At 60.9% G+C, this 22,797-nt stretch carries 28 protein-coding genes; all 28 read right to left on the bottom strand.

Annotated elements, in window-relative coordinates; translation table 11 throughout:
* Positions 1-5: 5 nt before the first annotated feature.
* Positions 6-389, bottom strand: coding sequence for a hypothetical protein (locus OKC40_RS01445; protein ID WP_270793903.1), 384 nt, complete (start codon positions 387-389; stop codon positions 6-8).
* A complete protein-coding gene (locus OKC40_RS01440) occupies positions 367-3,819 on the bottom strand; it encodes a phage tail tip fiber protein (RefSeq protein ID WP_270793902.1) in 3,453 nt (1,150 codons plus the stop codon). Before OKC40_RS01440 ends, OKC40_RS01445 begins: the two co-directional genes overlap by 23 nt.
* Positions 3,819-5,366 carry a hypothetical protein gene (locus OKC40_RS01435; protein ID WP_270793901.1) on the bottom strand — a complete coding sequence of 516 codons (1,548 nt, stop codon included), beginning with the start codon at positions 5,364-5,366 and terminating at the stop codon, positions 3,819-3,821. Before OKC40_RS01435 ends, OKC40_RS01440 begins: the two co-directional genes overlap by 1 nt.
* A gap of 263 nt (positions 5,367-5,629) precedes the next feature.
* Complete coding sequence (locus OKC40_RS01430; protein WP_270793900.1) at positions 5,630-5,911, bottom strand: hypothetical protein; 282 nt, start codon at positions 5,909-5,911, stop codon at positions 5,630-5,632.
* Between the two features lie 255 nt (positions 5,912-6,166).
* On the bottom strand, positions 6,167-7,732 hold the full coding sequence (locus OKC40_RS01425; protein WP_270793899.1) for a hypothetical protein: 1,566 nt from the start codon (positions 7,730-7,732) through the stop codon (positions 6,167-6,169).
* Positions 7,733-7,742: 10 nt separating this feature from the next.
* A complete protein-coding gene (locus OKC40_RS01420) occupies positions 7,743-8,420 on the bottom strand; it encodes a phage adaptor protein (RefSeq protein ID WP_270793898.1) in 678 nt (225 codons plus the stop codon).
* 12 nt (positions 8,421-8,432) lie between these two features.
* Positions 8,433-9,014, bottom strand: a complete 582-nt coding sequence (locus OKC40_RS01415; RefSeq protein WP_270793897.1) for a hypothetical protein — start codon at positions 9,012-9,014, stop codon at positions 8,433-8,435.
* 2 nt (positions 9,015-9,016) lie between these two features.
* On the bottom strand, positions 9,017-9,454 hold the full coding sequence (locus OKC40_RS01410) for a hypothetical protein (RefSeq protein ID WP_270793896.1): 438 nt from the start codon (positions 9,452-9,454) through the stop codon (positions 9,017-9,019).
* Between the two features lie 66 nt (positions 9,455-9,520).
* Entirely contained in the window at positions 9,521-9,910 is a 390-nt protein-coding gene (locus tag OKC40_RS01405; RefSeq protein ID WP_270793895.1) for a hypothetical protein, read from the bottom strand.
* A gap of 68 nt (positions 9,911-9,978) precedes the next feature.
* Positions 9,979-11,196: a phage capsid family protein gene (locus tag OKC40_RS01400; RefSeq protein WP_270793894.1), complete on the bottom strand. Its 1,218-nt coding sequence runs from the start codon at positions 11,194-11,196 to the stop codon at positions 9,979-9,981.
* Positions 11,197-11,268: 72 nt separating this feature from the next.
* On the bottom strand, positions 11,269-12,198 hold the full coding sequence (locus OKC40_RS01395) for a hypothetical protein (protein ID WP_270793893.1): 930 nt from the start codon (positions 12,196-12,198) through the stop codon (positions 11,269-11,271).
* 131 nt (positions 12,199-12,329) lie between these two features.
* Positions 12,330-12,944, bottom strand: coding sequence for a Gp49 family protein (locus OKC40_RS01390; RefSeq protein ID WP_270793892.1), 615 nt, complete (start codon positions 12,942-12,944; stop codon positions 12,330-12,332).
* Between the two features lie 120 nt (positions 12,945-13,064).
* Positions 13,065-15,191 (bottom strand): portal protein, encoded by a 2,127-nt coding sequence (locus OKC40_RS01385; protein ID WP_270793891.1) that lies wholly within the window; start codon positions 15,189-15,191, stop codon positions 13,065-13,067.
* Entirely contained in the window at positions 15,191-16,891 is a 1,701-nt protein-coding gene (locus OKC40_RS01380; RefSeq protein WP_270793890.1) for a terminase, read from the bottom strand. The genes OKC40_RS01385 and OKC40_RS01380 overlap by 1 nt, the downstream gene beginning before the upstream one ends.
* Entirely contained in the window at positions 16,888-17,760 is an 873-nt protein-coding gene (locus tag OKC40_RS01375; protein WP_270793889.1) for a terminase, read from the bottom strand. The genes OKC40_RS01380 and OKC40_RS01375 overlap by 4 nt, the downstream gene beginning before the upstream one ends.
* Complete coding sequence (locus OKC40_RS01370) at positions 17,761-17,994, bottom strand: hypothetical protein (RefSeq protein ID WP_270793888.1); 234 nt, start codon at positions 17,992-17,994, stop codon at positions 17,761-17,763.
* Positions 17,994-18,224, bottom strand: a complete 231-nt coding sequence (locus tag OKC40_RS01365) for a hypothetical protein (RefSeq protein WP_043163259.1) — start codon at positions 18,222-18,224, stop codon at positions 17,994-17,996. The genes OKC40_RS01370 and OKC40_RS01365 overlap by 1 nt, the downstream gene beginning before the upstream one ends.
* A gap of 1 nt (position 18,225) precedes the next feature.
* The gene (locus tag OKC40_RS01360) at positions 18,226-18,450 is read right to left on the bottom strand and encodes a hypothetical protein (protein WP_042880547.1); all 225 of its coding nucleotides are present in this window, start codon (positions 18,448-18,450) and stop codon (positions 18,226-18,228) included.
* A 53-nt stretch (positions 18,451-18,503) separates the two neighbouring features.
* Positions 18,504-18,977, bottom strand: a complete 474-nt coding sequence (locus OKC40_RS01355; RefSeq protein WP_270793909.1) for a TIGR02594 family protein — start codon at positions 18,975-18,977, stop codon at positions 18,504-18,506.
* An 8-nt stretch (positions 18,978-18,985) separates the two neighbouring features.
* A complete protein-coding gene (locus tag OKC40_RS01350; RefSeq protein ID WP_270793887.1) occupies positions 18,986-19,300 on the bottom strand; it encodes a phage holin family protein in 315 nt (104 codons plus the stop codon).
* A 168-nt stretch (positions 19,301-19,468) separates the two neighbouring features.
* Positions 19,469-20,149, bottom strand: a complete 681-nt coding sequence (locus tag OKC40_RS01345) for a TIGR02642 family protein (protein WP_270793886.1) — start codon at positions 20,147-20,149, stop codon at positions 19,469-19,471.
* 14 nt (positions 20,150-20,163) lie between these two features.
* Entirely contained in the window at positions 20,164-20,586 is a 423-nt protein-coding gene (locus OKC40_RS01340; protein ID WP_270793885.1) for a hypothetical protein, read from the bottom strand.
* The gene (locus tag OKC40_RS01335; RefSeq protein WP_252655432.1) at positions 20,583-20,912 is read right to left on the bottom strand and encodes a nuclease domain-containing protein; all 330 of its coding nucleotides are present in this window, start codon (positions 20,910-20,912) and stop codon (positions 20,583-20,585) included. Before OKC40_RS01335 ends, OKC40_RS01340 begins: the two co-directional genes overlap by 4 nt.
* Positions 20,909-21,502: a DUF1367 family protein gene (locus OKC40_RS01330; protein ID WP_053288673.1), complete on the bottom strand. Its 594-nt coding sequence runs from the start codon at positions 21,500-21,502 to the stop codon at positions 20,909-20,911. Before OKC40_RS01330 ends, OKC40_RS01335 begins: the two co-directional genes overlap by 4 nt.
* Positions 21,503-21,504: 2 nt before the next feature.
* Positions 21,505-21,684 (bottom strand): hypothetical protein, encoded by a 180-nt coding sequence (locus OKC40_RS01325; RefSeq protein ID WP_270793884.1) that lies wholly within the window; start codon positions 21,682-21,684, stop codon positions 21,505-21,507.
* A complete protein-coding gene (locus tag OKC40_RS01320; protein ID WP_270793883.1) occupies positions 21,681-21,974 on the bottom strand; it encodes a hypothetical protein in 294 nt (97 codons plus the stop codon). The genes OKC40_RS01325 and OKC40_RS01320 overlap by 4 nt, the downstream gene beginning before the upstream one ends.
* 74 nt (positions 21,975-22,048) lie before the next feature.
* Positions 22,049-22,351: a hypothetical protein gene (locus OKC40_RS01315; RefSeq protein WP_270793882.1), complete on the bottom strand. Its 303-nt coding sequence runs from the start codon at positions 22,349-22,351 to the stop codon at positions 22,049-22,051.
* 2 nt (positions 22,352-22,353) lie between these two features.
* Positions 22,354-22,782 (bottom strand): hypothetical protein, encoded by a 429-nt coding sequence (locus OKC40_RS01310; protein ID WP_442865881.1) that lies wholly within the window; start codon positions 22,780-22,782, stop codon positions 22,354-22,356.
* Between the last annotated feature and the right edge of the window lie 15 nt (positions 22,783-22,797).

Genomic DNA, 22,797 nt, shown 5'->3' with positions numbered 1-22,797 from the left:
TCACCTCACAAGTTGATTTGAAACACATAGAGCCCGTCAGCATCATCAGACTGACGCACCCACCCCATTCTCGGCGCCACCCTTAGCCACCCATTGCGGGATGAGTGGAAGCGCAGCCAGCGGGCGCCTATCATGCGGGCCAGCCGCTTCACTTCCGGCAAGTGGCGCTCTGGCGCCCCACCATCGCCCCAACCAACCCATACCAGCACACCGGTAGCGCCCTGCTCGCTAACCGGCTTCAAGACAAAACCGTCATCGCCACGCACAAACAAAAACGCCACCCGGTTACGGATGGCGTCTTGCAGTTCGGCGGATAGCCTGGGATTACCAGTGTCGCTGGCTATGCGGTGAAGTGGGGTAGCAAAGTTAGCCAAAGGTTGCACTGCCATGCTTGAATACCATGGCTACGGCTCCCACAAGGGAGACAGACACGTCACCAAGTATTGATACTTGAAATTGCCCATAAACCCCTGCAGGTAGCGTAACTGTTGCGCTGGCCGTTGCCGAGTCCTTCCTTGAGCTACCAGTAGCCGACACGGACTCTCTACCGAACTCCACCCCGTTCATGTAAAAAACAGCCGTACAAGTACTGGTCCCCTCTGACGGCTGCCCTCCGCCACCATAGTAGTAACCAGCTGCCTTGATGTTTATTCCAGTTACGATGACGCCTCTATCAAAATTTGCAGGGGGAACGTTAAAGAACAAGCTAAATGGTGAGCTTGGTGGAGCCATGTAGAGTGATTTGATTGCAGCCACATCACCAACAATCCTATCCGCATAAACCGTACCCTTAACCACACAGTCCTGCTCAATAGTGCAGTTGCCGATCGTCATATTGCGAACATAGCCACCCTCGGCATTGAGCTTGTTGGTGTAGATGCTCCCATCGCTGTAAATGATGGAGTGCCACCCCCAGCCCCAGCCACCATAAGGGCCACCCTTGCCAAAACCAGCTGCACCGCCAGCCATGAAGGCGTTGCCCATATCGATCTGGCCACCGTTAATCAACGGGGTTGTGATGCTCACCCCGGCCTTGATGTAGTCGGCGGTGATCTTCTCTGACTGGATGATCTGGATGGTGGCCTTGCGGATAATCGCCTCAGCGATCACCGTCTGGCCATTGTCGATGGCAAAGAGCGGGGCGGTGGAGTTTGGGCTGTTTGGGTTGAATACAAAGAACTGGCTGGCAGATACCATCACCTGGCTGGTGCCATCACTCTTGGCTACCAGGCCGATGCCGGCCTTGATGTCACCTGCTTGAGCCTTGGCAGTCCACATTGCCTCAGCACCGTTCTGCAAGTCAGCAATGGCCTTGCTCTGAGTCTGAACAGTGGCAGCATTCGCGGCAATGCGCGGGTCATCAGTTGCCACCCACGCAGTCCCGCTGTAACGGTACGGCCTATTGTTGTTGGCGGCATCGAACCACAGGTCGCCAGTACCCATCCCAGATCCAGGGGCCGTTGCTTGGAAGAACGTTTTATTCTTGCTGCCAGCGACGGCAGACACAGTATTTATCTGGCTGCCAAGGGCTTGTGTGGCATCTGCGCTGACCCTGGCCACCTCGGCAATACTAGCGGAGAGGGACTGATCCACCCCCTCAATTTGCGCCTCAAGGACAGATGCTTTCTGCGCCAAGGCCTCATCAGCCGTGGATCGGGCCATTTGCTCATTGGTGATCTGAGCCCTGATCTCTGCATTCTCTGCATCAAACTCAGCTGTCAGTTGCTCAACGGTCCTGGCCTGCGCCTCCTGTTGGTTCGCAAGCGTGCTTTGCTGCTGGAGAATGACACCGCGAGCTTTCCGGTTCTCTCGGTCACGCTCATCACCGGCAAGCGCACCTTCAACCTGGCTGACGGCACCGATACCTATCTCCGACCCCATCTTGTCCTGGCGTTGGCTGAGCGACTCTTCATTGCTGACCACCACACGCTGCAGTTCGGTAATGCTGGCGGTGTTCTCTCCGACCTTCACATCAATGGTGCTGATCCGCTCACCAAGCGCTTGGTCGGCATCGGCTAAGGCCTTGCTTGACTCGGCGAGCGATACGGCCAAAGCAGTATCCGCCGCCTTGAACTCAGCGGTGACGTTCTCGATACGCTGAGAGAGCGCGGAGTCTGCATCAGAGGTCACTTTCTCAACCGACGAGATCCTGGCCTGGGTGGCGGCATCCTTTGCTTCAAACTTCACATCTATGTCGATAGTGCGCTGAGCTTGGGCCTGCTGTTCCGTCAGGATCACCCTCTGCTCCGTGCGGATGGAGCCAAACGCTTTCCTGGTCTCCCGGTCGCGCTCATCCACAACCAGGGCGCCATCGATAGCAGCAGATGCGTTGTCATCGTCCAGTCCACGCTGAAGCTCCAGCTCAGCTGTGATCGTGTCGAAGCGGCCAGCAGTGATGCCGCCATCATCTTCAATGATCTCCTCAAGCGCCTGGATCTTGGCCTCTGACGTCCCCGCCCTCACTTCTAGCCCACTGACCCGTTGCGCAGTGACTTGGTCGCTCTCAGCGGTGACTCGCGCCAGCTCTGTGATGTTGGCCTGAAGTGTTTCATCACCCAGGGTGACCTGGGCCGCCAGCCCATCAAGGCGCTGCGCCTGTGAGCTCAGCTCATCGGTATGCGCTGTCAGCTTGCTTTCAGCATTGGCCAGCCGTTCGCCCTGGGCATCAACCTCCTGCTTGGTGGCTTTCTGGGTCAGCTCCCCTTTTGTTGCGTTGAGCTCCTGCCCGATCTGGGTGACCTTCTGCTGCTCCTTGGTGAACTCACCCTTGGTGACAGTTTGGCTCAGGCTGGCGTCCAGCCCGTTGATACGTTGCTCTGCCTCAGTAATCCGCGATCCCTGACTGTCCACGGTGACATTGTCTGCCTTGCTGCTGATCTGGCCGGCTACGGCATCAAGCTCCTGGTGCACTTCGGTAATGGAAGTGTGAAGCTCATCTCGCACGGCATTGACGGCATCCATCGTGATGCTGCCATTTTCAGGATCGACTACAAAAACAGCATCCCGGAACGAGTCAAAGTCACCTTTGTACTTGTCGAGTTTGGCATTAAGCCGATCCTGCACCAGCCCGATCTCAATGCTCGACATCCCCAACTGCTGCTGGGCATCATCCAACAGATCTTGCGCAGCTTTCTGTCGCTCATCCAGCCCGGCCAGCTCCTCTTCGATGCCGGGGATCCTGATCTCGATTTCATCGATTTTCGGTTTCAGGAGCGAGACTTCCATCTGAAGCTGTGAGACATCCTCTATTGGTCTGAGCAGCTCCTGCACAAGATGGCTCTTCTCAATCTTGCCCTGCAACTCGTCCAAAATGTCCTGCACATCCCGACTGGTTTCAGCCTCAACGCCCTGCACGCCCTGGAAGGGCCCCTTATCATCCTTCCCGTTGACGAACCGCACCCAGTAGTAGAACGTGGCGCCTTTGCCAATGGCATCAGAGTAGAGATTGGCCGACGAGGTACCTACCAGGGTGGCCGCGGCTTGGTTGTCACTCTCCGCTCGCCAGATCTCCGCGTGTGCATGCCACCGATACTGAGGCGGATCCCATTCCACCAGGACGGTGTGAAACGCGCCATTGGCGATCACGTTGACCGGGGCGCGGGGGAATTCCATCTGGCCAGGCGGGAAAAGGTCTGGGTTTTTACTGGGGACATAAACACCGCCAGCGCCAGGGCGCAGCGTAGACAGCCCCAGAGCAGCCAGCTCGCGGAAGGTGACAGCCTTGTCGAGCCGGTCACCACGCTGGCCTGTCAGGAGCTCCACGTTTTCAGCTGTGGCCGCCTGATCCCGGCCAGCTCGATATGAGGGTTTCTTGGCCATCAGGTCACCATCTCCGCCATGCTGCTCGCGAGAGTGATGCGGCTCACCACCGAGGTACCGAAGACCTCTATCTGCCAGAACCTGCCACGCACAGGGGGTAACCTGAACGCCCCGGGCACCAGGTTGCCCGGGGACAGCTCCATCACCTGCTCCCCATCAACGAACAACTTGATCCCGACCAGACCAACGTCTTGAGCCAACACCCGGCAGCAACTAAACGACGTTCCCTCTGGCACCATAAAGAGCTTCGACCGCCAGATGAATTGGCCATTGCTGGCACTCCCGCCCCGCCAGATCTGCAAGCTGTGGCCCTTGGCAACAAACAGGGTGTCGCTTTCCATATCGGAGACAGCCGCATCCCACCTGTTCGTCAGCTCACGCAAGTCGCCACTTTTCGGGTCAAAGATGAATGCGTGGGTGTCAGTCATGCACACATATTTGCCCTCGTGGTGCCATGCCCGCATGGTGTCAGGTTGCATTGCCCGCCACTGGCTTCGGGTGATGATCCCCTCGGTCACCACCTGCCCGCCGCTGGCGCCAATGCCGACCAGCCCATCTGGTGAGGCATAGAGCACCACCCCATCCATGGCGACCATGGAGCGCCCGCTGATGCAGGCTTGCGGCAGTTGGCTCAGCTTCTGGGTGGTCACGGATGCCGGGCTTACACCCTGCGCCAGATAGGGGTAGCCTTTGGTCCCGATCACCAATGTGGTGTCGATGGCGGCAATCGCAACGATGTCGTGCTCTGTGGTCAGCCGGTATTTCTCCGGCCAGGCGTAGGGCAGGTAGGGTTCGCACAGGTAGAGGGAGTTTCCAGCAAAGCCAGCGCACATGCCGTTTGCCATTTGGCAAATACCCCGCATGCCATCGGGCGGCATGGTGTAGTCGTAGGTCTCCAGCACGGCGCCCAGCTCCCCATCTGCCCGGGTATCGACAAACGATGCCTGAGCAATGGGCAGCTCAACGACCAACAGGTAATCAGCAAGGCCACCACCGGACACCGACCGGTAAATCCGCCGCTTGGTGATGTTGCTGTTCTGGGCGTTCGGCGGGCTGAGCATCAAAGCAACAGATGATCCCGGGATCCCGATGTTCACCTTTCCACTTGCCGGGCCCGGGGGACCTTCCTCCCCCATCGCAGTCACGAAGGTGTCTACATAGAACCTGGTTTCGTCATCGGTCAGATCATCATCCACTCCACCAACAGGCGGAGTGATGGCACCAATCCCGACCGGAACACCAGGGGCTGGAATGCCTAACCGATACCACGCCGTCGGCTTGTTGCTGCCGCCTGTGGCGATCTGGGCATGGGTCACCTTGGGATATTCGCCGTCCGTGTAGTAAACCCGGCCATACGGGTCCTGGGCAATCGGGGAGCGAATGGCCTCCACCACCTTGTTCCAGGCGAACCAGTGCTGACCATAATGAAAGAGCGTGGTAGGCACGATATGTAATTCCACGCCCGCGCTGGCGTCATCTTCCAGCGGGGAGATAACGCCATGGTCAAAATGGCAGTCGCGCGCAATCACCGCGACTTCGTCAGACAAAAGATGGGGCTCCACGCGCGGCATAGTCCCTCGCATGGTGACGATATCGAGTACGGGCATGGGGATCTCTGAGAAGCAGAAACGAAAAAGCCACACTCGGGAGAGCAGGGCCATGATGGGTAAATCCTAACGCTGACAGCGCCAGGAGGCAAGGCTCACTTGGCTGGCTGCAGCACCTCGGCGCAGGGGCGCGGCCGTGGCGGTATTCCATGCCCAGCCCATCACGGCGACCACGCTCGCCGTGATGGGCTCGAGACGGACGATCACTCTTCCGCCCCACTGGCCACCGGGTAGCGCAGCTTGATCTCCGCCACCTTGTCGCGCCATGCCTGCTCGGCCGCTGCTGTCTTGTCGTATTGCCACTCCAAGAAAAGGGGGTCGGACTCCGCCACGTAGGCGCGCTGGCGGCGCGCCAGTTGCCCCTCTGTCCGCTCATAGTTGCGCTGGGCGAGCACGGAGGCTATGACCCCCTCACTCATGCCCAGCTCCGCCATAAAGGCCGGATCGTAGTTGTCGTGCGTTTCGCCGTCATATAAGTAGCTCATCTATTTGCCCCGCTCGAAATGTTAAACAGGCTGCAGCGCAGCCGCCAGGTGTTTGCATGCGCGGCGTGCGCACACCACGATTGGATGCATGGTAGGCAGTCGCCTGCCGTTAGCCTGCCTGCCGCTATCGCCCGTTTGAAGCGGCGCAGCTTGTAGCGGATGCGCTGCTCAATAACGAGAGGCTGTTTATCCATATCAATCCTGATTTACCTAAGCGCCGCTATCGCGGCGCCGTCAAAACTCAAGGCCCAAAGCTCAAGCAAAGGCGGGGCGAAACCCAATGCCCGAGTCCGCGTACGCGCGGGAAGCGCCCAGATCCACAGCGGCGAGGCCGGCACCGGCACCGCCGGCCCAACCGCCGCCACGAAACGGGAGTCGCTCGCCGAAGTTACGCATATAGAGCTGCCCCTGTGGCCGGATAGTGGCCGGCTCGATAAGCAGGCGCCTGAGCGCCTGATTGGACACATAGCCCCCCGCCTTGGCCATGATCCGCCAGACGCTGTTTGCGGAGTTGCCAGCGTTGACGTTGTCTCCGATGGCTCCAAGCCTGTTGTTGACTGCGTTGGACAGGATGACCGAGCCTCCAGTTGGTATGGATGCATCAAGAAATGCATCAGCGAACGTCCAGCTCGCCTCGACCTGTGCATTGTGGGAGGACAGCTTAAAACGGCCGTCTTGCAGTAGGAACCCGTCCTGCCACTCCCATATGTTGCCTACCAGATCGGCGATGCCGGCCAGTGATTTGTTGTGCGTTGCCTCGACCCCCATCGAGCCAGTCTGCGTTCTGCCCGTGCCGGATGCATCGCCGGGGGCGCGGTTGTCTGCCCTGTCGCCTACCATCCAGGTTTTGGCGTGGCTGCGACCCCAGTTGGTGTTTCCGATTGGCTCGTAGCCGTTGGCCATGCACCAGAGTGCAATGGCCGCCCACTCGTGAGCGGTCATCAAGTGCCACCCCGCCCCCTTCGCTGCACAAGCGGCGCGGGCTGCGGTATGATCTAGTGATGCTCGCGGGTCTTGCCGCGGCGCGCTGACAGCGCCGGAGCCGGACGCAAGATAGGCGCCGATGAATATCTCGCTCTTGATGCTGCCGCTGCCAAAATCGAACGCCGTCGCATCGCCAGTGCCCATATCGGCAGTCATGTCCAGGTCGGCGTAGCTGAAGCGCGGCAGCACGAACATAGCATTGGCGTTGCCAGCGCTGTCGCGAATGATGGTCTGGCTGCCGCCGGTTGCCCGCTCCAGAGAGTAACGCTCCGAGTCAAGGATTGCGGGGCCGCCCACGCGCATCAGCGAGCCGGTCCCGGCTTCGGCCGTGGCATTGGCGGCCGCAGCGGCGCGATCCGCTTCGGCCTTGGATCGATCTGCCTCGACCTTGGCGCGGGCCGCCTGGCCCTCCCCTTCACTGGTCACACGCTTCCACGGGATCAGTGTTTGCTTGGTTCCATCCGGTGCAGTCACCTCAACAGTGGTGGCAGTGCTCGTCAGCAGCGCCTGAAAAGCATCGCTCTGCTGCTGATAGGCGCTCAAGGTTGCGGTCAGTCTGCGGGCGAACTCCGGAACGGAATCCGAAAAGGTCGTGATGATCTCATAGGCTTTGCCTGTGGCAGTGACACCGCGATAGGCCTGAACCAGATACAGCTCGGTATTTGACACCACATAATCGACCTCATAGAAGTCCACCGAAGTGCCACTTGTGATACAAAAAAGGTGACCCTTGGCCACCCCGTTCTTGGTGTCTGCGAAGGTAGTCCCAGTGCCGGTCACCTTCTTGTTGCCGTTGGTGACAGCAACCGTGCCGTCACGCTTCCACACTCCAGCCATGCTGCCCCCCTTACTGCCCGGTCACGCGGGAGAAGCCTTCGGTCTTGCGCTGCTCCATGTTGGTATCAACCTGTGTCTTTTCACCCAGCTGCTGCAGGTAGGCGTTGTAGTGGCCGACTGCCCGATTGGAGTTGGCGCTGTATTCGGAGTCCTTCGAGAAGGCCCGATACATCACGAAGTCGATCAGCGGGTTGATATAGATGTCATCCAGATCGGCGAGTGCCGGAGTGCTTGCATTCTCCACATCGGCCAGCACCTTGGATTGCGGCGCCACGGAGTAGATCACATCCACTTTCACCGCGGCTGCCGGGCCTGGGTAGAGGTAGAAGTTCTTGGGATCCCGATCATCATAGGTGTAGGCCGCCACGCTGGTGCCATCCTTGCCCGCATGCCAATCGGGATAGCTGTCATCGAGCGCACGGCGCGGCACGAAGCGGATCACCTTGCCATCGGCATTGCGAAGCACCTCGATCAACCGGAGGGCATCAGCCGGCAGGCTCTGCTTGGTACCGGCTGCACAGTCAAACTGCACGTTCTTGGTGTGAGCATCCGGGCGCAGCAGCACAATGGCCTTGGCGGCGTCGTTGTAATAGTCCAGCAGTTCTTGCTTGGGCCAGCGAACCCAGGTGCGATCGTTGAGCAGGGTATTAACCCGCTTGAGGATCGAGTCAACGGTAACGGTTGCCATGTGTGGGGTCCTTTAAAAAAATGAGTGTTTGCGGGGCGGGTTGTGGAATTCGACCTGGGTCGGGGCGCTGTGCTGTTTGCGGAACCGGCCGGCGCGCCTCCACCCCTCGACGAACTCAGCTCGGTGAAACCCTGCACGCTTAGAGTCAGACCAGGGGCGGTCTGGCTGGGCATAGAGCAAGGCAGCGACGCCATGGGCAATAGCATCGGCGTGATCGTGGTAGAGCTGGGCCGGGAGGTCGGTGGCACCCTTGACCGGGGCAGCCACATACCAGATCCGCACATTACCAAGGTCGGTCAGAATGCTCAGCTCATTGGCCGACATGGCGAAGTAGTCGCGACCAGAGTCCAGCGGCACGCCATCGGCCCCGGTGAGGTGCAACACATTGCAGGAGGTAACCCCGTCCACATTGCACACCACCTCCAGACTGCCAGCCGCCGCACTTGGCAACAGGCGATCGAGGGTGATCAGCTCGGATTCACGGCAGAAGGTGATTGCCGCCTCGGTCACGGCCTCTTCCAGCAGCATCTCGAGCGGACCTGTGATGTGCATCCTGACGGTAGGCAGGAACTGCTCGCGGGGTACCATTTGCATGCTTAGCCCTCCGCCTTGGCGGCCTTGGCTTTCAGGGCGTCACGCACGCGAACGCGGAAATCGTCCACCTTCTCCTGCGGCCCCTTCTGCTCGATACCCAGATCTTCACCTTCGATCAGGGTCGCCAGCTGGGCAGAGGTGAGCTTGGCCAGATCGATATCACCGACCACCATGCTCTGCTCTTCGGCTAGGCGGGCAGCTTCGGCAGCAAGGCGCTCCTGCTCTTCCGCTTCCATTCGTGCGATGGTCTCCTGCCGCTCCAGCGTGCCGGCCAGCGCTTCTTGGCGAACCCAGACGGTGGGGAACTCCAGCAGCTGCATGGCGATGTGGCTCTCCACATCAACGGGCGTATGGCGCGGGAACACCAGGCGGGATCCGGTCACGGTGTCTTTCTTGCTCGGCTTGTCGCCGATATAAACCACGGCAATTTTGTCGCTCACAGCAATATCTCCAATCCAGAAATGAAAAAGCCCGGCGCTGGGCCGGGCGTGGCGTGACTGGCAGCCTTACAGGTTGCCGATCACCTCATAGTGCAGCTTGAGCTTGACCGTGCCGGTCGCCGCACCACCGCCGACGGTAAGGGTGATCTCCTGCCCTACATCAGTCAGCAGGTCATCAACCGGGAAATACTTGGCCACTGCCGACACCGTGCTCTCGGCATTGATGATGACCGTCGAGCCTACGGTGACGGTGAGGGTGGTACTGGAGCCCAGCGCGCCGCTGATGAGGGTGGCGCCAACCACTTTCAGGTTGGGCTCCACCTTGTCACCGAACGCGACTACATCACCGGACGGCACAGCCGCCAGCTTGGCCACCAGGGTCGGGGAGATAGAGAGGTTGCCGAACGAACCAACAAACCAGCGGTAAGCTCGGGCGAGCAGGGTAGTTTTGGCCATGACATGGCTCCTTATCTGGTCAGATATCAACAGGAGGGGGTACCAACCCCCTCGCTAGGGTGGGTGGATTAGCGGCCGACGGCGCTGACGGCGGTATCCAACACCATGCAACCATGGTCCTGAATGTTGCCGTTACGCTGCTTGAAGCGGATCTTCTGCAGGCCGGATACCCAGCTGATGGAGATCTCGGTGCTGTTGCCGTGGTCGGTTTTCTCTTCGTGCATACCGAAGGAACCGCCCTGCTCGCCAGAGCCGAAGGCGTTAGCCAGTGCCTGACCGCCCAGCAGCACTGCGCGGTCGATGGTGGTGCCTGCTACCTTGTCCACTTCCACGCCGGTTGCTGAGTTGGCTGCGCACACCTTGACGGTGCTGCCTTGGTTGAAGCGGATCGGCATGCCCTTGTATGGCTTGACCAGGATGCCGCGCCACATCGCACCCTCACCGCGGAAGATGGGGTGATTCCAGCCCTTGCTGCGCTCCATCGCGGACGCCAGCATAGCCTGCCAGTCCTTGCCGGAGCTGGAGGTATAGAAGTCGTGCCACTGGCGCGGGGTGACGTAGAGCACGTAAAGCGGCTCGCCACCGGACGGGTCGGAGACCATGCGGATCGGCTGGATAGGGTTGGCCATCTCCGACAGGAACAGCGACATGTTGTCAACGCAGCCGAGGTTGAAGCGGTCAGAGGCATCGATGCCCTCGAAGCTGGTCGCATCACCACCTAAGAAGTGACGCTCGTAGGTTGGCGCTGTCAGCGTGTTGATCATGATGTCGGCAAATTCAGGATCATCAGCCAGAGGCAGAATGATGTCGGTAGCGGAATAATCGCCACGGGCGCCAGCCAATTGGGCAAAGCCGCGCTGATCAACCAGGCGACCATAGTAGCCATCACCCAGCAGCACGCGGGCGGTCTTGATCAGGTCGTGCTTGGTGCGGGACTGGCTCATCTTGCCGCCAGCGTCAACGCCGTGACGGGTCTGGTTGACCTTGAGGCCGAAGTCAGCGAAGGACAGGGACTCTAGGCGACCATCCAGCTTCTTGTCACCCATGGTCGGGCGGCCAGAGAGCTGATGGAACAGCTGCATGTCAACGGAATCGCCAGCAACCTTGGTCAGGTCGGTGATGCGAACCACCGGAGCGCCTGCGCTGGTCTGCTTGCCGCCGTTGACCTTGGCGCCCTTGGGGGCCTCTTCGGTCAGCATGTTCACCAGCGAGTGGGAACGGTTGGCCGCGGTGAACAGTGCGGCCTGCAAAATCTTGTTGGCTTGCGCCGAGGTGACTTGGGTCATGATCCTCTCCTACATGAAAACAAAAACCCCGACACAGTGGTCGGGGTTGGTTGATGTAAACGGGGTGGTTGGTTAGAACCCGGACTGCTCCAGCAGTGCCTCGATCTGGGCTTCGCTCATGGAGCCAAACTCCCCGACCAGTTCGGCCTGAGACATGGCGCCATAACGCTCGATGCCCTTTGCCGGTGCATGATGGGTTTGGCCGAGCTCTGATGGGCTGGACGGGATGTGATCAGCGGGTTTCTCTGCCGCCTTGCCGGGTGCCTTGGCGGGAGGCGCTTCAACCTCATCACCAAAGGCCAGTTTGGTGCGGCGCGCCGCCTCTGCGAATCGCTCATCCAGCGACTTGCCTTGCCACGCGGGATCAGCCTGGAGCTTCTCATCGACGATGATGGCGAAGTCGAAACGGTCCTGGTCCTTTTCCCGCCAGCTCACCAGATCAGGTACCGCCTGCAGTGCGGCCTGTACCGGGTTGAGGGTGGGTTGAACCTGCTGCGGGGCGACCTGGGGCTCCAGCTTTTGGAGCTTGCGGGCAATGGCGGCGATGGACTTGCCGAGATCCGGGTAGTCCTGCGCCAACTGCTCGAGCTCCTCCTGGCTGATGTCGTCGGGGTCCACGTCGGGGTTGATCCCGTGCTTCTCCATCAGCGCCTGCAGCTTGTCCCGCTCGGCTTGGGCCTGCTGCGATGCGGCCAACTGCTCACGCAGCACCTTGACCTCATTGCGCGACTGCTCCAGCACTTCATACGGGATGGTGTGTTGACCGCTCTTGGCCAGGATCACCTTCTCAGGCTCCGTGGCCCCTTCATCGCCCTGCTCGGTGTTGGCTTGTTCGTTACCGGCTGCCACCTCACCCGCCGACGGCGCGGGGTCTACGTCCGTTTGCTCGGTAGCAGTGCCATCATCCAGCTCGGCATCGGGCTCACGCTCGATCGCCTCCAGCATGGCTTCCAGTTCGTCCAGGCTCTCAGTCCCGGTCAGGTTGTCGATGTTCTTATCCATGGTTGTCCTCGTGGGTTTTCAGTGGGTGGTATCGCTGCCCAAGCGGGGGAAGGCTCTCGGTGAAAGCCCTCCCCGGCCGGAGCTGGGCACAAAAAAGCCCGCACAAGGCGGGCAAGGTCTGTCGTCTATCGCTAGGGATTCTTTGTTGCCACAATCCGTTCAGTCAGTGCGGCCAGATACTCACGCATGGCGACCAGTTGGCGCTTCATCCGGTTCTGCTCATCTGCGCTCAGGGCGCAAAAGTTGACTGTCCCAGTGAAAGCCTCCAGCTTGCTGGTTCGCTCAGCCAGTTGATCATGTTCTTGGTGCATGCGCGCAATGTGACTTGATTTGGGGCTTCCGCCATCAACCACGCGCACCTTGTCCGCGTTAATGACTCCTGATATCTGGCTGTAGCCGCTCACCAACAGCACAGGTTTCTCAAGGCGACACTTGAGCCGCCACCCTTCCAGCTTCCACAGCTCTTGGCGGGCCTTGGCTTCGGCATCCTTGATGGCGTACTTGGCGCCAAACTCGGCGTTGAAGTTGGCCGGGTCCGCACAGGCTGTCATGCCGATGGCCAGGGTGAAGCCATTGGCAGCAATGGCGGTGGCAATCGTGGTTGTGGTGCCCGGGATCACATGCACGTCATATGTCACCCCAACCATCAACGCATCGATCTGCTCAGGGGTGACGCGTGGGGCGGTCAGTTCGAGCGTCTGAATATCTCGCTCCATCTCGGCATCAAGGTGTTGCTGGTCGGTCATGACTCGTTCCAAATAAAAAACCCGGCACAATGGCCGGGTCTGGAAATGAAAAAGGCCCAATCTCGAGAGACTGGGCCATGTTGGAGAAATCGTAACGCTGGCAGGTCAGGAAAGCAACTATCAGAGCGCGATGGCGTCGATCTGCTGTTGGATGCTGTCCAGCAGCTGCGCCTGCAGGGCTGCCTGCTCGGTCTGCATCGCCTGCTGCTGGGCTGCCAACTGCTCCATCTCCTGCAGCGTCTTGCCGGTCTGGGCCTGCTTGAGGGCATCCTCGAACCGGATAGAGTCGGTCAGCTTGGCGATGCGCTGAGCCTCTGCCTGCCACTTGGCGGCCTTGCCCTCCAACTCTGCCAGCTTGGCCTGCATCTCGCGCATGGCCAGCTCCTGCTGCATCTGGGCCTGCTGAGCCTGTTGCTCGGCAGCGGCGCGCTCCTCATCGCTCATCTCGTCCGGGTCTTTCGGGATGTTCAGGGCGTTGCGGATCCGCTCCACGAACTCAGCCTTACGCGGTACATCCATCAGCTCGACCAGCAGGTCAAAGCAGGCACCTGCCGCCTCTGGCGGAAGTTGCGACATGGCCTGAGTCATCCGCTCAGCCAACTGCTGCTTATAGGCGGCGGTCTGTTGGATAGGCGCCAGCGCGATATGAGCCCGCAGCCGGGTCACATCGTTGGTGAGCTTGCCGCCATCCTGCTCCACATTGACCACCACGGCCTTGCGGCGGCGGGGGTCATCCCGGTTCACGGTCACCTTGTAGTTGCGCTTGCCGGCCATGTCTTCCAGCAGGTAGGCCAGCGCCAACTGCCCCACTTGCTGGCAGCCCATCCGGTAGTTGTCGTTGATCTCGGAAAGTGTGGTTGCCCCCTGCTCCACCAGGTTGCTGATGGCCACGCCTGACTGACCGGTGGAGCCCTGCCCCAGGAAGGCGGCATACACCCCCATGGTGTCCTGGATCAGTTTCACCGAGTCCTGCATCACCTGGAACTGCTGGGCCGCCACGTTGAAGTCCTGCTCCACCTTGAAGGCATCGCTCACGCTGGTCTTGTTGGCGCGGTCAGGATTGAGCTCGATATAGCCATCCGGGCGCTCGACCTGCTCCAGCACCTGATCCCGGCTCATGTTGGTGGCGTCCTTGTCCATGATGACGCGCTTGGCCTGCAGCAGGAAGGTCAGCTTGATGCGCCGCAGGTTCACCTCGTCCTGCGCTGGCATGGCGCGAACAATCAACCCATAGGGCTCACCGGTGCGGTCTTTGCGGTAACCCCAGAACGGCACCAGCGGATACATGTTGTGGGGCGCAGAGCAGGGTCGATCAACTAGGTGATGGGGGCCGACGAACCAGGATTCCCGGATCACGGCCACAGGGCAGCGCTCCAGCTTGGCGCGCCCCATGGCCACAGCAGCTAGGTGCAGTTGATTGGTCTTGTCGTACTCCAGTGCCCGACCGGAGTCCAGCATCAGCACCTGACGCATGGTGTAGGTGCGGTAGTAGACCACCTGCAGAAGCACCCGATCCCGCTCCCGGCTGCACCACTCGATCTCCTTGCCGCTGAATTGGCTCCACTCGTCATAGGCGCTGACCAGATTGGGGTCCAGCCCCTCGATGGAGGTCAGGCTCACGACCCCCTCCCAGTCGTTGACGCCCCACTGCAGCGCCTGAGCCTTGCTCGGGAACATGGTCTTGGCCTCATCCAGATCGACCCAGCGGCGGCGCATCAACCAGCGGCAGTCGCTTAGGTCCGGCTCCCTGCTGTGCCAGTCCCAATAAACCTCGTCTCGGTGGACGTTGCTGAACTTGTAGCGCGGGCCGAACGGGTCATCGCGGCGACACACCTCAACCCAGCCCAGGCCGGTCTTGATTTGGCCGCCGTAGGCCTCGCCCCGGGCGCGGTCCAGTCCGCCAAGGCGGCACATGTCGGCGTATTCGGCGTTGACGGCCTCGGCCAGTTGCTCCAGCTCGTCGTCGTGGTCATCGGCGATCACCATCAGATCGGTGCGGCTCTTGGCTTCCATCCCCAGCACGCCGTCAATAGTCGGCGCGATCAGGTTGTGAATGGTGATGGGCTGGCCCCGAGCCTTGAGCACACTCACCACCTCGGGCGGCAGTTGATCGCCGTCGTAGTAGGCACACGCCCGATTGGCGATAGAACGCCAGTCCGGCTGACCGTTGATATCGCTCATCAGTTTGAGCAGGCGCGGGGTATCGAGGCCGCCTTTTGCAGGGGCCTTGGGTTGGGCGTTGATCATCAGTTGGCCATCCAGTGCTTGGGTTTGCGGGAGGATTCAGGTTTGACGATGCGGGCCGGCATCCGGACACGCATCTCTTGGGCAATCATGTAGCTCATGAGCTGGTCGTCGTAGCAGCCGTCCTGGGCGTTCATGCTGCCGCTCTTGTCGTAGACGTAGGTGGTGGCTTCGGAAATGGTACCGATCCAGCGGATCCCGGACTGCCCGGCACGCAGCAGGGCCTTGAGGCCATCAACCAGGATCGGCTTGGACTGCCGAGTGGTGAGCCAGCCGAGGCGCGGGGTCTCGTCGTCGCGGTCCCGGTCGATGTGCTCCTGGGTGTAGATGCGTCGGGTCGGGTAGATTTCACGGAGCTTGAGCAGCACAGCGTGGCCGTGGTTGTTGCGCTCCGGGCCGATGTAGGCCGGGCCATGCTCTGCGGTGCCGTAGAACCTGCCAACGTGGGCCAGCAGTTGGGCAAATAGCCCTGGGTCGAGATGCCCGAACCAGTGGGCCACCTGACGGCCGTCGCTCTTGGCCGTGACATCCAGGCTTGAACGATCGCCGTGCTCCAGCCCTTCCGCCACGTCGGCGCCGATGGAGTAATCCTCGTCAGGGTCTGGCAGCTCCCAGACCAGCAGCATGTTCTCGAGTGAGCGCTGGCCACGCTCGTCCAGCTTCTCCGGCTTGCGAGCCTTCTCGCGCTTGCCGGTCACCGGGTCGATGTCGTAGACGATGAGCGGGGCCATGCAATCGCCCTCGGCATCCATGGTATGGATGGGGTCGAACACCCGGCGGCCAGAGGTCAGGAAGGCTTCCAGCGGCGTGCTGGGAAACTCCTGCTTCATCTCGGCGCCCAGTGTGGCCTCCTTCAGCACGTACCATTGCCGCTGCTCGTCGGTAATGGTGCAACCCATCGCCTTCTCCACCGCGGCGAAGTATTCCGCCTGGGTCTTGCTCATCACCACGCCGGATGCCGGCACGTCGGCGCGATACTTGGGGTCCTGCCACCAGGCGAAGAAGTGAAACTTCCAGTCGAGCTGGCTGAGCTCACCGGAGGCCCTGGCCAGCTCGAGGGACTTCATGCTCATGGCATGGAAGTCGCCGCCCACGCCTTCCGCTGTTGATTCGATGAAGGCCACGGCGCCCGGGTGGATTGCCTGCAGCGTCCCGGTTCGCACCTCCTTGGCCTTCTCGGGGTACTTGGCGCAGATCTTCCCGTGCTCGGAGACATGCAGGCGCTGGACGGTACCGGACCGGAACGAGGTAGCCACCTGGATGCTGGAGCCATGCCGGAACAGGATGTGTCCGCCATTCGCCCCGCCACGCCGGGTCACCACCTTGAACTGGGCCTTGAGCCAACCCGGCAGGTTATCGAACGGGACTTCAATCTTGGTGCGGTAGATCTCGCCGGCGGCCGTCAGGTCCTGGGCGATGATCCCGCACTTGAGGTTCTTGTTGAACAGCGCCTCGTCCAGCAGATAGATGTCGATGGCCGTGGAGAATCCGAGCTGACGCGCCTTGAGGATGATGTTCAGGTACCACATGGTCCGGAACAGCAGCTCCTGTGCTGGGCGCAGCCGAAATCGTACCAGCTGGCCCTGCTCGTTCTCGATCATGTAGAGGTTGTTCATCCGCCACCACTTATCGCTGAGCTTCGAACGGATGTAGGCCATCTGCTCTTGCTCAGTCATGGAAGATGCGTCGATGGGAACAGTCATGACATCAGCCCCCCTGTCCCCATGTCGTGGAGCTCGGAAACCATCTCGCTAACCGGAGTGGCCTCGCTGCCGCCATCCTTCTCCAGCCTATCCGCTTCGGCGGTCAGCTTGCGGGCCGCAGCCCGGATCCGCCGAGTGTCCTCCTCAATCTTCGGCACGCTCACCTCGTCGATGCGAAGGGCGCTCAGGGTCCGCTCGATGGATTCGATGCGCTGGATGTTGCGGTCGAGGGCCTGCTCGGCTTTCAGAATCTTGTCGTAGAGCGCAATGCGGTCGGTCATCTCGCTGGCGTTAACCAGGTCCTGCTGCAGACCCTTGAGCAGCTTGGTGACGGAAATGACGCGAGCCCGGGTGAAGTCCAGCTCGTCGCGCAGTTGCAGCTCGCGGGCCTGGTCGAACAGCTCCTCGGCATCGAGGAACTTGGCATAACCGCCGTGGGTCTTGGCTATCTGCATGCCGGGCTTGATGTTGGCTGGCGGGTTAGGGTTGCCCTCATACTCGCCACGGACGAAACGGCCGGAGCCATCACGCCCTTTGTTTTTCGAGGTCTGTTCAGGCTCGGGCTGGGGTTGTGCGGATGAGGATGACTTCTCCCCTCTTCGCTCTCCCCCTTTGGCCTTTGCCTCATTCCCTTTGGTTTGCGCACTTTGCGCAGATTGCGCAGTTTTGCGCACTTCGGAATGCGCAGATTGCGCAGCTACGCGAGATTTGTCAGGTTGCGCAGGAGATTGCCCCCTAGATTTCAAATAGCGACGCGCCGAGTTGTAGTTCAGGCCGCGGCTGTCACACCAGTCTTTCGCACTGATGCCTGTCGCTTCATGCTCCTGCAGGAACTCTGCATTGAGCTGTGCCCAGTCGGTCTTTGCCATTTAGAGAGATAACTCGCCTTCGACGATGGCATCACCAGGTACAGGCTCATGGGTAGCCGGTACTACGACGGAGACGCCAGTATTCAGGGTGACCAGGGCCTGACTCCCGTCATACTCCCTCACCTGAGTAACAACCCCGGTCACGGTAATGCCATTAACCACCGCATCGCTCCAGTGCATCGAGATAGTCCAGTAGGTCGGCTGTGGATTCCCCAGAAAGACAAACCCCGCCATTAGCGGCGGGGTTCCATGTCAGCCTGGGTGTGGGTGGCGGGCAGTTCGCTGTTTGGCTTGGAGCTGTCTGGCAACTGGCCAGAAGCAGCACCGAAACGCTCAGCAAAACGCCCCTGTGGGTCCGCATGATTCTTGTCATGGCTTTCCTGCACCTCCCTTGCCCTCTCCTGCTTAAGCCAACGGCCCAGAAGGGCCGTTAGAATGTCGAGCAGTTGGAGCAAGCTGTTCATGTTATTGCTTCCTGGCTTTCTCAGCCGGCAGGTTCATAGCCAGCTTGTCCAGCACCTTGGTCAGGCCAACCAAGAAGGCCTGCACCTTCCCGATCACCTCATCGTCCCGGGTGGACGGGGTGACGGCCGCGATCTTGGCCAGCCCCTGCACCACCATGGACGCGCCGCCCACTACAGCCATCAGGATGACAATCCAGTTGATGACCACCTCAACGATGTGTTCCATCGCACTCTCCTCTGCTGTTACCGGTTGCCCGGCGATATTGGCAAGGCTTGCGCCTATGACTCGGACTTCGAAAACTCAGCCGCAGCCATCACCGGCAGCTCCCCCACCGGAGTCGGTTCGCCAGCGGGCCAGCGGTATGCGGTTACCCTGGAGCGAGGGAACGCCTTCACGTTCACCGCGTCAGCTTGGTTGCCGCCCAATACCAGCAGATTGCCAGCCTTGTCCTGCCCCACTACGAACCCGACATGCCCGCCACCATCCCGGGAGAACACCACTACGCAGCCTGCCACCGGCTTTTCCAGCTTCTCCCCCCAGGAGGCATAGGAACGCGCACCCTCGAACCGGGTGGACTGAATACCGACCCGCTCCAGGCACGCTCCAACAAAGGCGGCACACCACGGGGTTTCATCATCACGGATACCACCCCGCTTGATGGCCTTCCACATCGCCACGATCTCGGGGTTGTGTTGGGGCCCCTTAATCTCCGTCAACCCGATATGCCTACGGGCTTCATCTACCCAGCGCATTTTCACCATCACTCCCTCCCTCCCATCCAGCCGGTTGCCCGGCGTTCGTACAGATCCAGTGCTTTCGACCCCATCAAGCCAGCCAGGCCAGCCATGAAGCCGCACAACGGGAGCGGGGCTGCGATGTACCAGCTCAGCAGCATGGTCAACATCCCGGCGAACCCTGACACCACCACCTGCAGCAGCGCCTCGGCCCATCGGAACTGCCTTCCCTCGCGTTTCACCGTCTGTATGTAGGTCACAAGCCCTCCCCATACGCTCAACCCGCCGAATGCCAGATAGGCGAGCACGCTGTAGTTCTGTGGATCCTTGTCAGGCGTCATCGCCCCTCCAGAAACGACAAAGCCCGCACGAGGCGGGCCAGAAATGAAAAAGGCCAGGGTCACGGGGACTCTGGCCATCTTTGAGCAATACTAACGCCGGGGAGGGGTGGATTCAATCACTGCGTCTATTCATGGGGTTGCGCCTGCTCGGCGGCGAACTCTCCGCACCTAAGCCGCCCGCATCTCCCTCACCTGTCGGTCCATGATCTTTGACAGGTCTGACGCCTGGTGGATCACCTCATCAACAGCACGCTCTACGGCCTGCCTCATCTCCTGCCCGAACCGGCGCGACACCAACTCTACGTGTGGCACGACCCGGCCGGTGCCGTGGCACTTCGGGCAGCCGTCACCCTTGCGCGGGCGGATCCCGGTGCCATTGCAGTGCGGGCAGCGCCCTGACTGCATCATCTCGGCGACACAGTGGTCATTGGCCAGGGACAGGATCTCGTTCCGCTCAGCCAGAAGGCGCTGGTACTCGTGATCATTGCCGGACCGGTGGGCGCGCTTGGCCTTCTCCATCACCACGGCGGCCCGGCGGCGCTCCTTGTCATAGTGAGGGTGGCAAAGTACCAGGTGATCCAGCTGCTCAGGCAGCGGGCGGCGCAGCAGGATAGCCATGGCCATGCCACCGGCATCGCTGCTGCCAAGAGTGGTGCAGAAGTGGGCCAGCAGCGACGCAAGGGCTTGTTCATCCCCCAGGTGGTCAGCCATAAGGAACTGAAGTCCTTGCGGGTTGCTCTTTGCGGCCACCTGCAGGGCTCCCAGAAACTCCTCCCTCCCCAGCGTGCTGGAGCGATCAGACGAGGGTTCATGTAGTGCGCCTTTCGGCGAGAAAAGGCGCAGAGCCATTTCGATAGCGTGGGTCATGGTTTGGTCCTCTGGTCTGGGTCCTGATTGAAGGCTGCAAGCAGCCAGGCGCGCAACTGGCCGGATTTGATGTGTTCTGGGGTAGCCTCGATGACGGTCCATCCGAGCAAGGCGGCCTCGTTCATCTTGGCCCGGTCCTCTACGAACCCCCGCCCCCGGGTGTGCCGGCCACCGGAGTGGATCCCGCCGTGGACCTCAAGGGCGATCATGCGGGTGGGCCAGGCAAAGTCGAATCGCCATTTGCGCTTGGGATGGAACAGCAGCTCAGTTACGGGATCTGGGAAGCCGACCAGCTGGGCCAGCACCTTGCCGTGCAGTTCATCCACCTGTTGCGCCTTCTTGACCTTGTTCACCACGGCCTTGGCTTTCGGGTTGTTGCCGAGCAGGCGGCTGGCGGCGATAGCGGAGAGGTGGATCATGCAGTCCCCTTCACACTGACGAGCCCACGCACCACCCAGCTGTGCAGCTGACGGGTCAGGGCGCTATAGGTGACCTCTTCACGCTCCCCGGGCTGCCAGTCGTAGGCAATACGGCCATCAATGGCGTCATGGCAAGCACAGCACGCCTCAACCGCCACCAAATCATCCCCCTTGAGGGCCATTCCATGCGGGGCGCTAGGTAGGTGAGCCAGCACAGTGGTTTCAGTGCCACCAATGCAGACCCCGGCAAGCTGGATCTTGCATAGCTGGCCGCGAGCACCATCGCGCAGGTCGCTGGATCTGATTGGGCTGGTCTCGAATCTCATCCTGCAAACCCCATCAGCTGGGCGCAGGCGTTCTCAGCCTCCTCCTCGGTAGCAAACTGCTTACTCAGCACATAGCGCCAGCAGACCCCGAACACAGCCCGGTACAGGTCGGAGAACTCAGTCTGATCCATCTTGGCAAAGCTGACGCTCTTGGCCTCCTTGCGCATGCCGCCATCCGGCAGCATCACCACGGTGTAATAACCGGCCTCGACGGTGAGCCACTTGCGCATCACCTCAAACGACTTCTCAGCCTGGGGGCCGTGGCGCTCGATACGGCTGCTGGCCAGCTGGTCGATAAACTCATCCTTGGCCTTGTTCAGCACGTTGCCAGCGCCGAACTGGGCGAGGTAGCGAACGAACCGGGACAGGATTCCCTGCTCGGCTGGCGATACCATGCCGCCAGTTGGCTCCCAGTAATCGAAAGTCAGATTGAGCAGGGCGAAGAAGCGGCGATGAAACGCCAGATTGCGGCGCCCCTTGCCCTTGGCCAGGATGGTGGTACCGATCGGCATCAGCTTGATGGCTTCGGCATCTGCCGGAGTGGACGGGGCAAGTACCCCGCCTGACATTTTCAGAAGTGTAAGCTCCATCCTCACCCCCGCTTGGCTTTGTTGCGGCGCTTGGCGGCGGCGCGCTGGCGTTTGGCGGCCCTGTCATTGCGCGGGTTGGGGATGCAGAATGGGCTTGCTGTGGTGAAATCCTGCATGCGCATCCACGGAGCATGCGCTGATGCGGCGGCGATCGCGTATGTGATGGCTAGTGAAATTCTCATGCTGCCACCGCCTTAGCCGCAACGGCTTCCACAGTGGGGAACTGCGAGAGGCTGTAATGCCAAACCTGCTTGCTGTCGATGGTCTGGCAACTGGAGTGTTTTACCCAGCCGTAGCAGCATACTTCGCGCAGGCGGGCGCTGATGGCGGCCTGAGTGTCGGCGTGGCCGAAGCGGTTCCAGCACTCGCGCTCGATGTCGCGCAGGGTGCGGGCTTTTCCGTCGCGCATTATCGCGATGACGCGCCCCAGTTGGGTCGCAACGGATAGATCTCGGGTATGTGGTTTGGTCATGGTCGGGTCCTTTGGTTAATCCGCCGGGTGGTCTAAGTCCGGCATGAACATGTTACGGCGCGATATACCCCTTGTCACGGGTTTGCAAGGGCCTCGCCTCCAGAGTTATCCACAGCTCCATTTGCAGCACCACCTCTCAACACCAGCACTGGCGCGCCTCTCAGCCGCTTGACCTCCTCTGCCACTTGCTCAGGCGTCGTGTCGAGCACCAGCCAATGCCCTGCCCCGCGCTGACAATCGGTGTGCCCCAGCACGGCGATTTCGTCTGCCACTTCCAGCAGTACCCGCTCCCCGCTCCATCCCCGAACTGGGGGATAGATCACAACCCGGCAAAACTTCGCGGCCTTAACCGCGGCGATCACGTCTTGGTTGAACATCCCTAAATCCTCCCTGTGATGGTAAAACCGCGCTGGCGGCGTTCGGTGAGTATCCTGTCCAGCTCAACCTGCACCGCCTCGCTCGTCACGTCGCCGTCACGCTGCCGCACGATCACGGTCGCCTCCATCTCGCATGCCCTGATGGAGATCTCCAGCCGCGGCGCCCGGGTTGGTGCGGCCGTGGCTGGCTGCCGGCGCAGTATCTCTGCCCGCACTTCTGCCGGACGCGGGGCGAACTGGCGCTCCACATCGGCCGCCATGTCCTGCACCACCTCCCGGATCTGGGCTGGAGTGAACCCGCGCAGCACGCCACCCCAAGCCAGCGCTACACCGCGGGCATTGGCATCCAGCTGGTTGGCACTGGCAGGCCAGCTACCGGCCATCAGCGGCAGCAGCTCCTCAGCGATGAATGCGGCCATGCGGGCGCTCATGGCTGGCGCATCCTG

It is taken from the genome of Aeromonas sp. QDB11 (assembly GCF_027705265.1).
In the GTDB taxonomy this organism is placed as follows: domain Bacteria; phylum Pseudomonadota; class Gammaproteobacteria; order Enterobacterales; family Aeromonadaceae; genus Aeromonas; species Aeromonas allosaccharophila.
This window is presented reverse-complemented; position numbering and strand designations above follow the sequence as displayed.